The sequence below is a fragment of the Cupriavidus sp. DF5525 genome (assembly GCF_040149425.2).
GTDB classification, from domain to species: domain Bacteria; phylum Pseudomonadota; class Gammaproteobacteria; order Burkholderiales; family Burkholderiaceae; genus Cupriavidus; species Cupriavidus pickettii_A.
Genome location: NZ_CP168265.1, coordinates 947,600 through 961,420 on the forward strand (window position 1 = coordinate 947,600; position 13,821 = coordinate 961,420).

12 protein-coding genes and 2 pseudogenes are annotated in these 13,821 nt (G+C 66.4%); 6 read left to right on the forward strand and 8 right to left on the reverse strand.

Annotated elements, in window-relative coordinates; genetic code table 11:
- Positions 1–60: 60 nt before the first annotated feature.
- Positions 61–1,510, reverse strand: a pseudogene (locus ABNX08_RS04555) (PLP-dependent aminotransferase family protein).
- A 154-nt stretch (positions 1,511–1,664) separates the two neighbouring features.
- Between ABNX08_RS04555 and ABNX08_RS04560 the strand changes: the two are divergent.
- The 4 genes and pseudogenes from ABNX08_RS04560 (at position 1,665) to lpxO (ending at position 4,098) form a co-directional block, all read left to right on the forward strand.
- Entirely contained in the window at positions 1,665–2,108 is a 444-nt protein-coding gene (locus ABNX08_RS04560; protein WP_022533984.1) for a carboxymuconolactone decarboxylase family protein, read from the forward strand.
- Between the two features lie 352 nt (positions 2,109–2,460).
- Positions 2,461–2,697 (forward strand): annotated as a pseudogene (locus ABNX08_RS04565) (DUF2252 family protein); the annotation flags it as partial.
- A gap of 33 nt (positions 2,698–2,730) precedes the next feature.
- On the forward strand, positions 2,731–3,042 hold the full coding sequence (locus ABNX08_RS04570; protein WP_022533986.1) for a hypothetical protein: 312 nt from the start codon (positions 2,731–2,733) through the stop codon (positions 3,040–3,042).
- A 153-nt stretch (positions 3,043–3,195) separates the two neighbouring features.
- Complete coding sequence (gene lpxO / locus ABNX08_RS04575) at positions 3,196–4,098, forward strand: lipid A hydroxylase LpxO (RefSeq protein ID WP_022533987.1); 903 nt, start codon at positions 3,196–3,198, stop codon at positions 4,096–4,098.
- 220 nt (positions 4,099–4,318) lie between these two features.
- Here lpxO and ABNX08_RS04580 read toward each other — a convergent pair whose 3' ends face one another.
- Genes ABNX08_RS04580 through ABNX08_RS04600 form a run of 5 tightly spaced genes read right to left on the reverse strand, consistent with a single transcriptional unit; the run spans position 4,319 to position 9,463 of the window.
- On the reverse strand, positions 4,319–4,531 hold the full coding sequence (locus ABNX08_RS04580) for a hypothetical protein (protein ID WP_349609536.1): 213 nt from the start codon (positions 4,529–4,531) through the stop codon (positions 4,319–4,321).
- A 32-nt stretch (positions 4,532–4,563) separates the two neighbouring features.
- Positions 4,564–5,223, reverse strand: coding sequence for a gamma-mobile-trio protein GmtX (gene gmtX, locus ABNX08_RS04585; RefSeq protein WP_349609534.1), 660 nt, complete (start codon positions 5,221–5,223; stop codon positions 4,564–4,566).
- On the reverse strand, positions 5,220–7,829 hold the full coding sequence (locus ABNX08_RS04590; RefSeq protein WP_349609532.1) for a VPA1269 family protein: 2,610 nt from the start codon (positions 7,827–7,829) through the stop codon (positions 5,220–5,222). Before ABNX08_RS04590 ends, gmtX begins: the two co-directional genes overlap by 4 nt.
- 9 nt (positions 7,830–7,838) lie before the next feature.
- A complete protein-coding gene (gene gmtY, locus ABNX08_RS04595) occupies positions 7,839–9,239 on the reverse strand; it encodes a gamma-mobile-trio recombinase GmtY (protein ID WP_349609530.1) in 1,401 nt (466 codons plus the stop codon).
- Between the two features lie 5 nt (positions 9,240–9,244).
- The gene (locus ABNX08_RS04600) at positions 9,245–9,463 is read right to left on the reverse strand and encodes a hypothetical protein (protein ID WP_349609528.1); all 219 of its coding nucleotides are present in this window, start codon (positions 9,461–9,463) and stop codon (positions 9,245–9,247) included.
- Between the two features lie 376 nt (positions 9,464–9,839).
- Here ABNX08_RS04600 and ABNX08_RS04605 point away from each other — a divergent pair, with 376 nt between their 5' ends.
- Positions 9,840–10,094 carry a DUF333 domain-containing protein gene (locus ABNX08_RS04605; protein WP_022533988.1) on the forward strand — a complete coding sequence of 85 codons (255 nt, stop codon included), beginning with the start codon at positions 9,840–9,842 and terminating at the stop codon, positions 10,092–10,094.
- Between the two features lie 19 nt (positions 10,095–10,113).
- On the opposite strand, the gene ABNX08_RS04610 is transcribed toward ABNX08_RS04605, so the two are convergent.
- Positions 10,114–11,619, reverse strand: a complete 1,506-nt coding sequence (locus tag ABNX08_RS04610; RefSeq protein WP_349609526.1) for a diguanylate cyclase domain-containing protein — start codon at positions 11,617–11,619, stop codon at positions 10,114–10,116.
- Positions 11,620–11,762: 143 nt separating this feature from the next.
- The gene (locus ABNX08_RS04615; RefSeq protein WP_022533990.1) at positions 11,763–13,199 is read right to left on the reverse strand and encodes a PLP-dependent aminotransferase family protein; all 1,437 of its coding nucleotides are present in this window, start codon (positions 13,197–13,199) and stop codon (positions 11,763–11,765) included.
- A 175-nt stretch (positions 13,200–13,374) separates the two neighbouring features.
- On the opposite strand from ABNX08_RS04615, the gene ABNX08_RS04620 reads away from it, so the two are divergent.
- The gene (locus tag ABNX08_RS04620) at positions 13,375–13,755 is read left to right on the forward strand and encodes a hypothetical protein (protein ID WP_022533991.1); all 381 of its coding nucleotides are present in this window, start codon (positions 13,375–13,377) and stop codon (positions 13,753–13,755) included.
- Positions 13,756–13,821: the final 66 nt, after the last annotated feature.

The window sequence follows — 13,821 nt, forward strand, 5'->3', positions numbered from 1 at the left end:
GTCACCGGCATGTCGCGAGCGCGGCATGCATCACCTGGTGCGATTTCCGTGCCGCGTGCATCACGCGGCATGTGGCGGTAACGGTGCCAGCGCAGAGAGTACCATTGCCAGCCGGTCCAGTGCGGGGTCGATAGCGAGCAGATCGATCGCGCCGAAGCCCAGCAACAGGCCTGCGCAGGTGGCGGGCTGCTGTGCATAGAACGGGTCGAGCGTGGCGAGCTCCAGGTCAGCCAGCCGCGCCATCGACACCAGCGTTTCGGTCGCCACCGGCACGCGCAGCCGCGCCGCCAGGTGGAAGCCAGCGATCGCCGGCAGCGGCTCCAGCCACGGCGACAGGTCGCCATGCAGTCGCGCCAGCAAGCGCGCGCGCCGCTGGCGTGTGGCGCACATGCGAGCGCCGGATATGGCGCAGCAGGTGTCCCTCGGCCAGGAAGCGCGCCAGCGCCTGCTGGATCAGCGTCGGCGTGTACCAGTCCATCAGGTGCTTGACCTTGCGCGCCGCCGGCATCAACCACGGCGGTACCACCATGTAGCCGCCGCGCAGATTGGCCACCAGCGTTTTCGAGAAGGTGCCGAGGTAGACCACGCAGCCGTGCCGATCCAGCGTCTGCAGCGCGTCGAGCGCCTGCCCGCCGTAGCGGAATTCGCTGTCGTAGTCGTCTTCCAGGATCACCGCATGACAGCGCGCGGCCCAGTCCAGCAGCGCCTGCCGCCGCGCCAGGCTCATCGGCACGCCCAGCGGCGACTGGTGCGAGGGCGTGACGTAGACCAGCGTGGCGTCGTTCGGCAGCGCCGCCACCACCAGCCCTTCGCCGTCGACCGGCACCGGCACCACGCGTGCGCCCATTCCCTGGAACAGCGCACGCGCCATCGGATAACCCGGATCTTCGATCGCCACCACCGCGCCCGGTCCGAGCACCAGCCTGGCCATCAGGTCGATGCCCTGCTGCGAGCCACCGCTGACCAGGATATCGGTGGGTGCGCTCTGCACTCCGCGGGTGAAGGCGATATGGCGGGCGATGGCCTGCCGCAACGCCATCTCGCCGGCGGGATCGGCCGGGCCGGCCGGACGTTGCCGCTCGGCGGCCAGTGCCGCGCGTACGCAGCGCGACCACGCCTCGTGCGGAAAGCGCGCGGTATCGGACTGGCCGGGCTGGAAGGCATAGCGCGCCGCGCCCGCCGGGCCGAGAAAGGGCGTTTCCACCGCCATCCAGCGCTGCACCGCGGGCGGCAGCACCGGCGCCGCCGCCAAGAGCACGGGCGGCCGGGCCAGCCCTTCGGCCACATAGGTGCCGTCACCGACGCGGGCATGCAGCCAGCCTTCGGCGACCAGGCGCTCATAGGCGGTGGTCACGGTCTTGCGCGCCACGCCCAGTTGGGTGCAGAGCAGGCGCGTGGGCGGCATGCGCGCTCCGGCTTCCAGGCGACCGGCCTGGATCGCGTCGCGGATCTGGTGGACGATCTGCGCGGTCAGGTCGCTGGCCTGGTCCAGGGCGAGGTGCAGTTCCATGGCGGTCCGGGGCGGGGGAAATTGGTCTACCAAGTCTGCCGTAAATTGGCCGTGTACGGCGCCAATCTGGAGGCCTATCTTTCATTCCAACGGGCACCGGCAGAACGCGCCAGGTGCCTGCAAGGATCCAACCCTGACGAACTGGAGAACCACCATGGAAGAACGGATGAACTGGCAGGACGTGGCCCCGGACGCCTACAAGGCGATGATCGGACTGGAGGTCTACCTGGCGCGCTGCTCGCTGGAATCCAGCCTGAAGGAACTGGTGAAGATCCGCGCCTCGCAGATCAACGGCTGCGCCTTCTGCCTGGACATGCACGTGGCCGACGCCCGCAAGCATGGCGAAAGCGAGCGCCGCCTGAACCTGCTGCCCGCCTGGCGCGAGGTGAGCTGGTTCACCCCGCGCGAGCGCGCCGCGCTGGCCTGGACCGAGGCACTGACACTGCTGCCGCAAAGCCAGGCGCCGGACGCGGACTACAACGCGCTGCGCGAGCAGTTCTCGGAAAAGGAAATGGCCGACCTGACGCTGCTGATCTCGGCCATCAACGCCTGGAACCGCTTCGGCGTGGGCTTCCGCCGCCAGCCGCCGGCACTGTAAGCGTCCCGCCTCGCTCTCGCCGCGGCCTGTCGATTGACAAGCCGCGGCGCGCTGCATTAGCTTCGTTGCAGATGCTGCACAAAGGGCAACCGCGGCGGCGCCGGCAGGGGAGGCATTGTGGCGATACGGCAAGCGGAAGGGGCGCCCGCATCCACGGACAAGGTCGAGGCACGCTGTGAGCGTGGCAAGGCCCTGCGCCAGCAGGTGCCGCGTGGCGCGCATGACACCATCGGCAACGTCGACCGCGACCCCGTGGCGCTGCTGGAGACCAGCAGCGAAGGCCCGGGTGCCGCGGCTGGTGCCGCTGCGCTACGGCCGCATGATCGCCAGATCGAGCTGATGGACGCCGAGGTACGCGGCGCTGTGCGGCTGGGTGCTGGCGCGGGCGCACGCCAAGGCCAGTGGCCTCGGCGCCGAGATCAGCGGCTACCTGGGCCGCAGCGACCGCATGGCCGACGCGATGGTAGGCTATGCCAACGGCTATGCCGACCAGGTCGAGCGAGACTACGATTAATTCGTGGCCGCGTGCCGTTCGGGCCGCCTGGAGGCGCGCACCGATGCCGACATGGCTGCGGATTTCCGCGTGTAGTTTGGTAATTTTGCCTTGCCAGGAGTCTGCCCCATGACAGAAGACACCCTGCTGCAACTGATGGTGGAAGTAGAGAAGGAAGACCCGATCGACTACGCCGACCTGCCGTTCGACGACGGCGCGCTGCGCCGTCTGGCATGCCGGCTGATCGCCGAGCGCTCGGTCGAGATGGAAGCGTCCGGCCTGCCAACGGAGGCGCTGCTGGCCACGATGTGGGCCTCCACCGCCAAGCTGGTGCTGGAAAACCTGGTGCTCAATGCGCGCCTGCTGACGTTGCAGGGCCTGCCCGACGACGCGCAGGCGCTGATCGAGCGCATCGCCCGCCAGTCACGCGGCGAGTCCTGAACGCACCTGCTGGGCACCCGGCCGCGGCCGGGGCCATGTGCCGCATCCGGCTCAAGCTGCGGTGCGCCTGCCGTTTCGCTAAAATACCGGTTTTCACCCAGCCTGCCCGCAGCGCTTGTGTTGCGGCGGTGACGGTTGACCAGGAGGATTTCGGTGATCAAGTGGATAATCGTCGCGGGCTACCTCGGTGCCATCCTGTATGTGCACTTCCGCGGCAAGGTGCGCCTGCGCATCTGGCGCCAGCTGCTGGACCATTCGGCGCTGGTCGCGCCGATCAACTGCTTTATGTACGCGTTTTCGGGCGTGCCGCGCACCCCGTATATTCCGGTCGAAAAATTCCCCGACCTGGAAAAGCTGCGCGCCGCCTGGCCTGAAATCCGCGACGAAGGCCTGGCGCTGGCCGCGATGCGCAAGATCAAGGCCGCGGAAAAGAACGACGATGCCGGCTTCAATTCCTTCTTCAAGTACGGCTGGAAGCGCTTCTATCTGAAGTGGTACGAAGCCCAGCACCCGTCGGCCGAAGTGCTGTGCCCCAAGACGGTTGCGCTGCTGCGCGAACTGCCGACCGTGAAGGCCGCGATGTTCGCCGAGCTGCCGCCGGGCGGCAAGCTCAACCCGCACCGCGACCCGTTCGCCGGTTCGCTGCGCTACCACCTGGGCCTGGCCACGCCCAACGACGACCGTTGCTATATCGAGGTCGACGGCGAGCGCCACAGCTGGCGCGACGGCGAAGGCGTGGTGTTCGACGAAACCTACCTGCACTGGGCCGAGAACCGCAGCGACGCCAACCGGCTGATCCTGTTTTGCGATATCGAGCGTCCGATGCGCTATGGCTGGGCGACAAAGTTCAACCACTGGATGGGCCGCAAGGTCATGACCGCGGCCAGCTCGCCTAACGACGAGCATGACCAGACCGGCATGATCAACCGGCTGTTCCGCTTCGTCTGGCTGGGCGGGCAATACCGGCGGCGCTTCAAGGCCTGGAACCGCAAGGCCTACTACGTGGCCAAGTTCGGGCTGATCGTGGTGGGCGTGGCGTTGATCGTCTACCTGTAATACGCAAGAGAGCCGGCGCAAGGACTTATACCCTAAAGGTACATAGTTCGTTGGTGCCACTGCCAAGAACGTAGCAAAGGAAGGGTTCTGCGCCCTAAATGCCTGCGATGTATGTCTACATCGTAATGCACCGAAACTTCAGAGCGCCGGCGATAACGCCGGTGCTTTTTTATTGCCGCTTCGTATTCGCCCCGACCTGGTGATGTTTGCTCTGGGCATGTTACGTTTCGGGCAATGCCTCCCATTCCTCCCCCTCATCAAGGATAGGATGGGTATCACTTACCACAGCCAGCGGCTTGCCACGATGGGCCAGCGCAAATCGCGATATGGCGCCGGCTTGCCCTTCGGGCATAGCTTGGCAGTCCGGACCTAATGCCCCTACCCACACATAGCGCCCGGATTCAAGGCAGGCAAGGTAATAAGCCACACTCATGTTGTCCTCTCCTCCTTTCATTTTTGCTTCGCCTATGCAAGCACTTTTCGAATCGCTCGCGCGAACCCCACCTCAAACACTGTCCGGCCACGCGCGTTGACGATTTCACCGTGGCTGCCTTCGCGGAGGCCCTGGTTTTCGAGATAGTCGGCCGACACCGCATTCCGTAAGGCTTCGCGCTCAGACGGTGTGAGTTGCGCGGACGGGGCGAGCACCGTCACCGGCTGCGTTCCAGGCGCGGCCGCGATGGCTGCGCCCAGTGGACGCCGGTCCACAGTCACCTGAGTGTTGGCCTTCAGGACATTGAGTTGCGCCTTGAGTTTGTCACGCTCGGCGATGATGGCCTGCATGATGGAGCGAATGGCCGGGTCCTCAATGCGCATCAGGTACTCGTGGCTCGCTAGCGTCTTCGGCGGCTTGGGCGCAGGCGGCCCGGCGTAGGCCCCCCAGGCTTCGATGAGTGTTCGATAGTCAGCGGACTGGGCGTTGTAGAGCACGCGGCCCTTCATGATGCCTTCGGCTTCGGCCAGCCGACCAATGGCGGGCAGCGAGAAGTCGCGCGAGCCGGTCTCATGCTGCCGACGGCAAAGCTCTTGCATCTTTGCCAGGCCTGCGCGCCGGTTCGAGCGCCCGCCCTTGGCGAGCAGCGACTCCACGACCGCGTCGGGGTGGATGTCCGTTTTCCCGTTCATGCTTCATCTCCCGTGAGGGCCTGGTGCCCGGCGGGAAACGCCCGGATGCGATTCGTCCTGGGCAGCAGCGAGGCGAGGTCCATATCGAAATGCTGGCTGAGGCTCACGCCTGCATCCATGAGGCGAATCACTTGGCGCTGGCCGAGCGCGGGATTCGCCGGGTTCATCTGCTGCGCCAAGCTGCGCAGGAAGGCGTTGCCGGCGAGCAATTGCTCCTGTTCACTCAGCAGCATGAACACGGGCGGCAGGTCATCACGGTAGAGCACCGCGTCGAGCAACTGGCTGCGGCGGAACACCGCCTTGCCGGGTTCGAGGTCGGGGTAGACCTCGACGTTTTCGCACACCCCGGCGAGCTGGAGCAATTCCGACTCCGTTTCCTCGAAGCCGACATGCACGTCGCCCACCGTGCCGGCGGCCACCAATTGCGTGCCGTCGCCCTGCAGAGCTTCGAGTGCCGCCTTGCAGCGCTCGATGAGACGCCAGCAGGCCACGAGGTCTTCGGCGAGGTCGCTGAAGCGCTTCATGGCGCTCTCCCACACTCGCTCGGCCTGCCGGTAGGCGTCCAGGCAGGCAAACGGCTGGCAGGCGTCTTCCGCGTCGGCCTTCTGCTTCTTCAGCTCCTGAAGCTCGCTTTCCCGAGTGAGACAGGCGTTGCGCGCCTCGTCGAAGTGATACGCGAGCGTGTTGAAGTGGGCGGCCAGCGCCGGCAGGTGGTGCGGCTCGGTCACGAACCAGCGGCAGCGCACGCAGTTGCGACTGCCGCCCGGAACGGGCCCGTACTTCGGGGATGACTGTGAGCCAAGGTTCGGCCCACCGTTGTAGCAGCCGCCCACCGAGCCAATATCCTCGCCCTCGCTGGTGTTGCCCCCGACCAGACACAGTCCGTGGTGCATCGGCATCCAGCCCGCCGGGTTGCGCGCGGCCGGATGCTGCGGGATGGCGGCGGCGAGGCTGGGCACGCTGTTGGAGATGGCCTGCTGCAGGAGTTGGTCGTGCTCGGTATCGAGCAGGAAGTTCTGTATGCTGGCTTCCTTGTTCGCCTCCAGCCGCTCCGCCGCGCCGAGTAGCACGTCGCGGATGTGGGTGGCACCGGGCTTTGTGTAATAGAGAGTCATCAGCAGGCGGCTGTGGCCGACCAGCTTTTGCAGCACAGGGAATGGCACCTGGCCTTCGAGCGCCAGCGCAGTGACAAGGGAAACGCGCAGGCTGTGCAAGGGGAAGAGGGTTGTCGGATAGCCTGACCGCTCTTCGACCGGAGGCAAAAACCTAATTGGTGAGCCATTGCGATGGGTTTCACCTCGGTCGGCGAGTCGCTGTTCCAGTGCTCCCAGCAACGCGAACCAGCCACCATCCAGCCCTCCATCACGGATAGGCAGATGACGCTCGCCCTCGCTGGCCTCCGGCAAGCGGAAGAGGAAGCAGGTGTCGGGATAGCCCGCCAGTTGCACTTTACTCTTTGCCTTGAGGTGGCGGGCGTCCAGTTCCGTCCAGGCCGTGCGCCGCGCTACCGGGTGGTACTTCTCCTGCCAGTCGCGCAGCTTCTCCAGCCAGTAGATGACGTCCTGATGCACCGGTCCGCCGAAGGACCACGGCAGGACGTAGCCCTTCTCGGAACCGGACTTGGCGATGTCGGCGGTCTTGTTGGTGTTGACGTAGAGCACGACCGAGACGGCCTTGCCATCCGCGAGCGCGTCGCTGCGACGGAACACCCCCTGTTGCAGCGGCCGGCGTTCGCTGCCCTGCGCGAGCCGGCTCGAATTCAAAGTCCAGTTCCCCGCCACGTAGCGCCAGGTATCGGTCTCCCCCGAGTCGAGCATGCGCACCTGGAACGTGCGCAGCGGCAGGATGAGTTTCACGAGCAACGCCACCCAGCGGACCGGGCTCCACATCTCCAGCACCTGGCCACCACGATAGTTTCGGCTTACCTTGCGGACCCTCCACACGCAGTCCGGGTCGTTCCGGTCAATCCGGTCTTCGGTCACCTCGAACCAGTCGGGCGCAACGCGCCCGCCTTGACCGAGCGCGACCCCCAGCGCATCCTGCGCCCACTGCCAGTCGCGAAAGTGCGGCCCCGCCGCGAGCATCTGCCTCAGTTCGTTGATATAGCCATAGGGGAGCGGCGAGTGCACGCTCTCGTCGCGCTTGGGCAGACCGCTCTGGGACCTCCGAGGCACGGGGTTGTGGAAGGCCGGTGAGACCACCACTTGGCCGTCGTCGGCGGCTGTACTGAACTCGCGCCGCAGCACGAAGTCCAGGAAGGCGTGGACGGCGTTGTTGTATTCAACGCCGTGTTTGGAGTCAGGGCAGGCCGTCCGGTAGAAGTCGGGCGGGAGGGTGGTCCGCGCGAGGAATACCGCTGGGTCAAGAGGCAAGCCCTGTTGGATTAGATAGCGCTCAAGGAATGCTGTCAGAGCGTGCAGCCGCCCATGGATGTTTCGTGTTTCGCCCTTCAGCCACTCCACCGCCAGGGCGCGCCAGGCGGCGAGCTGCGGATAGTCGCGCTCGACCCAGCCGAGGGTCATGTCCGTCTCGCGCGGTACACCCTTATCCCTTCCGACGGGAGTGGCAGACGCCTCTGGCGCAGTCGTCGTCTTCTTTTTGGCCATGCGAGTTCCTCACTGGTTGAGTTCGATGTCGGGCAGCACCAGACTTGAAGCCGGTTGTGACCCTGCGTACTTGTCACGCAGCCGCTGCGCGGCTGCTTCGAGCTCAGCCACGGTCTCGCGGGTGTTCGCCTGTGTGTAGACCTCCTGGCTCTCGAGCGAGGCGTGATGCATGAAGCGGCGGATGAACGGCTTGCCCACGCCAGCGTTGCTAAGCCGCCGGCCGTAGGCGTGGCGGTGACCGTGCGGCGTCGTGCCCAGCGCCTTGCTCACCCTGAGCCCGATGCGCTCGCACGCGGCGGCGTGCGCCTTGTTGTACTGGGTGAGCGTGTACATGGCGCCGACGGGCTCGCGGTTCAGATTGATGAAGGCAAAGGGGTGGTCGCGCTCGACACGGGCGACCTGTTCGAGGTAGCGATGCCAGAGTTGCAGGAACCACTCGCCATACTCCGGCACGAACCAGTACGCCTGCTTGTAGAAGGCCGCATCGTGCGTGCCGCCCTTCCAGCCGGCGTGCCGGCGGTCCATCAGGTCGGTGCGGGGCACTAGGCCGAAGTGGTGGGCGAGGTATTCCGCTCGCTTGCCTTGACGTGGTCGTCCCCGCTCGTCGCGCCAATCGGCGGGTGCGGCACCGTGGCTCGGGTGGTGGATGAGGACCTGGGCCTGGCGCGGGTTGGCGGCGTCCGGGAACACGTCGGAGATGTAGAGGTGGAACGGCTCCGATTCGCGGAAGCCTGCGCCGTGCTGCAGCAGGGTGATGAGCATGCTGCGATAGTCGTAGCGCCCGGCCGCGCAAAATCCCTTGACCAGCAGTTCCTCGAAGCGCTCCTCCGGGAAGGCCGGCGGGTCGCTCCGTTCGACTTTGGGCAGGCGTCGACCTCGCACAAGGTACCCGGTCTCGGCGGGGGATGCGTTCTCCGCCCAGGTGTGCCCGAGGAAAGCCTGGCTGCGCCGGTACTGGTAGGCCACCTCGTCAGTCTGTCGGTCGAAGGCACCCCCGGCATAGCGGGGATTCACCTTGGCCGCCTCGGGTCGCATCTTGCCGAGCCAATCGAAGAAGTCGGAGAGGTGGGTGATGATGTGTGAGGCATCCTGCGGCGAGCGTGGCGGCCAGCACAAGCCGCTGGGGTCGAGCCTGGTCTCCCGGTCGAAGGTCCCGGTGTATAGCCGCTGGGCGAAGTTCTGGAACAGGCGGTAGGTGTCGCGCTCGGCCGGGTTCGTTTGCAGGTATTCGAGGAACATCCGCACCGAGCGATTCACCTTCGTCATCCACGTCAGGCTCCGGTCGTGGCTGCGATAGAGGCAGTAGTCGAGCAACGGCTCCAGCACGCCGGCTGGCGTCAGGAGAACGGGGAGCTCCATATAGACGCCGGTGGCGTCGGTGTAGACGCGGGCCTTGACGGTCACGAACATGGGACCTAAACACCCAGGCTGCGCAGCAGCGCAGTGGCGTCCTTGAAGTCGAGGTTGTGCAAATGCATGGCCAAATCGACCGCACCACCTCCGCCACGGCCGAGCCGGGTGTCGTAGAACTTGGGCCCTCGAACGAGCAGTTCGAAGTCGCGTCCATCTATGCTGACGTGGCAGCGCTGGGTATCGTGGGCACTGACCGGCTCGTAGGAGCTATCGGCTTTCATGTAGCACCCCAACTTCTCCAACACCCCAAGTGCATCCAGGGCCCGCCAGCGTTCCAGAGTCAAGTTATCCACAGCCCGACGCCTCATCCGTCCCTCCCCCGGACCCCACCGGCTACTCGGCTTTCAAAGAAAGCCGGCTACTCGAAACAATCAGTGCTGCGATGTACAACGCTCGTGCGTACTACATCGTATGGACACTTAGGGCATAGCTTCGCAAAACGGATGATAAAAAAACACCCCTCTTTCAGGGGTGTTGGGGGGGAGGAGCCACCTATCTAGCCCTAACTATGTATGAATAGCTGGGGGGAATAACTTGCGCCGGCTCTTTGCTTTGGGCGGTCCGCCGCCTCTCCTTCACCTCGACACGGAGATCGCGATGTGCGTTCGTACCGCACTGTGGGTGGCCGGCGCCATTTGCGCGACTGGCTGCGCCACCACGCCTGCAGAACGCCCGGCAGACACCGGCGCCGCCATCGGCATGGCGAACCCCGCCTCGGTCAATTGCACGCAACGCGGCGGCAAGCTGCAGATCGTGTCGACGCCCGGCGGCCAGACTGGCATCTGCACTTTTCCGTCCGGCAAGCAGTGCGAGGAGTGGGCGCTGATGCGCGGCGAATGCTCGCCGGGCTGAAACACGCCCGGCCAGTCCCTCAGTCGCGCTGCCGCTCGTTGCCCGGCGTCTCGTAGTAGGCGCGCTTGGCGTCGTACATGCGGCTGTCCGCCAGCTTGACGGCGTCGCTGAGGCGGTCGCCCTGCACGCAGGTGGCGTGGCCGATGGAGAAGCTCAGCCGCGCGCCCGGATAGAACTGGTTGTTCAGTTCCACCACCTTGTCGATCTGTTCGACCACGGTGGCGGCGCCGCGCTCGTCGCGCCCCGGCAGCAGGATCATGAACTCGTCACCACCGATGCGGGCCACGCAGGCCTGCTCGCCCACGGCCTTCTTCAGCACCTCACCGGTGCGGCGCAGCAGTCCGTCGCCGTCGGCGTGGCCGAACTGGTCGTTGACCACCTTCAGCCCGTTCAGGTCCACCGCCACCACGCTGACCGGCCAAGGGCCCTTGCGGCCCAGCCGTGCCAGTTCGTCTTCGTAGTAGGCGCGGTTGTAGAGCTTGGTCAGCACGTCGTGCTTGCCCAGGAACTCAACATAGGCCTCGGCCTTCTTGCGCGCGGTGATGTCGGTCAGCGACACCAGCACCTGGTCCCAGTCCGCTTCGCGCCCCGGAAACACCGACCATTGCATGAAGACATCCACCGCGCGGCCGTCCAGCGCGTAGTTGATGACCTCGCGCTGCTGCCACAGCTTTTCATGCCAGAGGTCGATCAGCTGCTCGGCAAAGTGGATGCGCATGTCGTCGCGGAACACGTCGCCCAGCCGCGACAGCAGGATCTGCTTCGATTCCGCGCCGAACATCAGCAGCGTCTGCTGGTTGACGTCGAGCACGCGGATCTCCTGCATGCAGCGCGAGACAAAATCCGGATGCACGTTGAGGAAGGTGCGGAAGTCGGTGATGCCGGCGGCGCGCACCTCATCCAGCAACATCTTGACCGCGCTGAAGTCCTCCACCCACAACGACACCGGTGAATGCTCGAACACTCCGAGCGCATATTGCTCGCTGTGGCGCAGTTCGCGCTCGGTGCGCACGCGCGCGGTGATGTCCTCGACCGACAGCAGCACGCGTTCCCAGGTGTCTTCATGGCCAGGCATCACCGTGGCCTCCAGCCGGATATCGAGCCGCTCGCCGTCGAGCGTGTAGTTGACGGTCTGGCTGGCAAAGCGCTTGCCGCCATCCCACAGCTGGCCGAGTTCTTCCACGTGCTGGTCGAACATGTCGTCGCGGAACACGGTGTCGAGGTTGGCCACCAGGTCGTCGAGATCGGCCGCGCGGAACAGGTCGAGCGTGCGCTGGTTGACGGCGATCACGCGGATCAGCGCAGAGCACCGCGCCACCTGCTGCGGGTCGGCGCGCAGCCACGCGCGCAGGTCGGTAACGCCTTCGCTGCGCAACCGCTCGAAGTGCCGGCGCACGGCGCTGAAGTCTTCCAGCCACAGCGATACCGGTGCGAGCTGGAACAGGGTCGGGTAGTCGTCTGGGTGATCGCCAAGGTTGCCGGTATTGCCGGCGGGCGACGCCGCGGATGCACTGCTCAAGGCCATTCTCCTTTTTATTTTTTCCCGTGCTGCGCGGCGGTCTTTGCCGATGCCCGGGAACCAGCCGGGCCACCCCTCCTGCGCAACAGCGCACTAGGATAGGCGAGCAAGGCGTAAAAAGGGAGTGATGTTGCAAATAGACGGCGCCGCTAGCCGGCCAGCCGCTGCACCACCGAGGCCAGCGTTCCCAGCGCGCGTTCGATCTGCGTCGAGCGTGGCGTGCCGCAGTTGATGCGCAGGCAGTGGTCGAAGCGTCCGGCATTGGAGAACATCACGCCCGGCATCACGCGGATGCCGGCCGCCAGGGCCTCGTCGAACACCGCTTCGGACGAGACCTGCGCGGGCATCTCCACCCACAGGTGCATGCCGCCGCGCGGCGCGCCCAGCCGCGTGCCGGCCGGAAAGCTCGCCGCCACCGCCTGCGCGAACCATTCGCGCTGCGCCTGCAGCCGCGTGCGCAGCCGGCGCAGGTGGCGGTCATGCGCGCCGGAGGCCAGGAAGTCCGCCGCCGCCATCTGCGACAGCATCTCGTTGGGCCGCGACAGCCCGAACTTCAGCATCTCCACGCGCGCCTGCCACTTGCCCGCGGCAATCCAGCCCAGCCGCATGCCCGGCGCCAGCACCTTGTGCAGCGAGGCGCAGTGGATCACGTTGCCGCTTTCGTCCCATGCCTTGGCCGCGGCCGGCGGGGTGTCGCCGTCGGCGGTGGCCGAGAAGCAGTCGTCCTCGATCAGCGCGATGCCGCGCGCCTCGCACCACTGCACCAGCCGCGCCTTGTTCGCATCCGGCATGATGCAGCCGAGCGGGTTCTGCAGGTTGGGCACCACCGCCACCGCACGGATGTTGTCGTAGTGCTGCGCGGCCAGCTCCAGCGCCTCGAGCGAGATGCCGGTCTGCGGGCTGCAAGGGATTTCCAGCGCGCGCATGCCCAGGCTTTCCAGGATCTGCAGCAGGCCGTAGTAGGTCGGGGACTCCACCGCGATTACGTCACCGGGACCGGCTACCGCGCGCAGCGCCAGGTTGAGCGCCTCGGTGCAGCCGTTTGTGATGACGATCTCTTCCGGCGCCAGCTGCACGCGCGAGCGCAGCGCCTGGCGCGCCAGCGCGGCGCGCAGCGGGTGGTAGCCGTCGGGCTCGACCGCTTCGCCGAACAGCATCGGATGGCGGCGCAGCGCACGGGCCGCGGCGCTGCGCAGCGCTTCGGTCGGATACAGCGACGGCGCGCAATAGGCGCCGCCGAGGTTGGTGTGCACATGCTGGTGCTGGCCGCGCGCCAGCAATCCGGAAATGCGCTGGTGGATGCCGACGTACTGCGCCGGATCGGGCAAGGCCGCCGCCGGCTCGGCCAGCGCCGCCAGCGGCGAACGCTGCGGCGCCGCGACGAAATAGCCCGAGCGCGGCCGCGCTTCCAGCAAGCCGTCGCTCTCAAGTTGCCGGCAGGCCTGCAGCGCGGTGGACAGGCTGACGCTATGCAGCGCCATCAGCGCGCGCACGGACGGCATGCGGTCGCCGGCGGTGAGCGTGCCGGATTCGATGGCGCGGCGATAGTGGCCGGCAACCTGGCGGTAGAGCGGGGCGGAATCCATGGCGGCATCGTGGCGTGGTTGGCCGCATCGGTACAGATACAGAAGCGGGGCGGCTGTATCGTAACAGGGCGGAATTCGCTTTGCTGTTCTGGTCCGTGCGGTTCCGGGGTGTGCCTGCCGCGGGCGGGTGCCGGTCGATAGGCTGGAGTCCTGTGCCTGTTACCGGAGTCACGTCATGCAAAGCGATCCTGAAGACACTTCCTCCGCATCACCCTCCGTGCGGCTCGCGGCCGGTCAGAGCCTGCGCATCCGCGTGGCGGCGGGCGCCGTGCTGCATGCCAGTGCGGGCGAACTGGAAATCGTCGGGCCGCCGCAATGGCTGGCCGATACCTGCCATATGCCGCGCCAGCGGCTGCGCGCCGGCGACACGCTGGTCGTGCCCGCACGCGGCTGGCTGGAGGTTGCGGCGCGGCGCCCGGGCGCGCTGGCGATCGCGCAACCGCCGGGTTTGCTGGCACTCGTGAAGGCCTTGCTCATGCGGCCTGCGCGCCCCGGCGGCTCGGTCCGCAAGCCTGCATCCCGCCGGATTGCCGACCTCGCGCCCGAAAAACTATAAAATTGCGCTCCGGCCGGCCTGGCACGTTTGTGTGCCCAACCCCCCGGCCGCAGTTCTCGGGTTCCC

Bases quoted from the DNA above. Each gene is read 5' to 3' on its own strand.
- gmtY (WP_349609530.1), bottom strand. From the start codon at position 9,239: ATGTTCGTGACCGTCAAGGCCCGCGTCTACACCGACGCCACCGGCGTC.
- ABNX08_RS04615 (WP_022533990.1), bottom strand. From the start codon at position 13,199: ATGGATTCCGCCCCGCTCTACCGCCAGGTTGCCGGCCACTATCGCCGC.
- ABNX08_RS04590 (WP_349609532.1), bottom strand. From the start codon at position 7,829: ATGGCCAAAAAGAAGACGACGACTGCGCCAGAGGCGTCTGCCACTCCC.
- ABNX08_RS04580 (WP_349609536.1), bottom strand. From the start codon at position 4,531: ATGAGTGTGGCTTATTACCTTGCCTGCCTTGAATCCGGGCGCTATGTG.
- ABNX08_RS04570 (WP_022533986.1), top strand. From the start codon at position 2,731: ATGACAGAAGACACCCTGCTGCAACTGATGGTGGAAGTAGAGAAGGAA.
- ABNX08_RS04620 (WP_022533991.1), top strand. From the start codon at position 13,375: ATGCAAAGCGATCCTGAAGACACTTCCTCCGCATCACCCTCCGTGCGG.
- ABNX08_RS04610 (WP_349609526.1), bottom strand. From the start codon at position 11,619: ATGGCCTTGAGCAGTGCATCCGCGGCGTCGCCCGCCGGCAATACCGGC.
- ABNX08_RS04560 (WP_022533984.1), top strand. From the start codon at position 1,665: ATGGAAGAACGGATGAACTGGCAGGACGTGGCCCCGGACGCCTACAAG.
- gmtX (WP_349609534.1), bottom strand. From the start codon at position 5,223: ATGAACGGGAAAACGGACATCCACCCCGACGCGGTCGTGGAGTCGCTG.
- ABNX08_RS04605 (WP_022533988.1), top strand. From the start codon at position 9,840: ATGTGCGTTCGTACCGCACTGTGGGTGGCCGGCGCCATTTGCGCGACT.
- ABNX08_RS04600 (WP_349609528.1), bottom strand. From the start codon at position 9,463: ATGAAAGCCGATAGCTCCTACGAGCCGGTCAGTGCCCACGATACCCAG.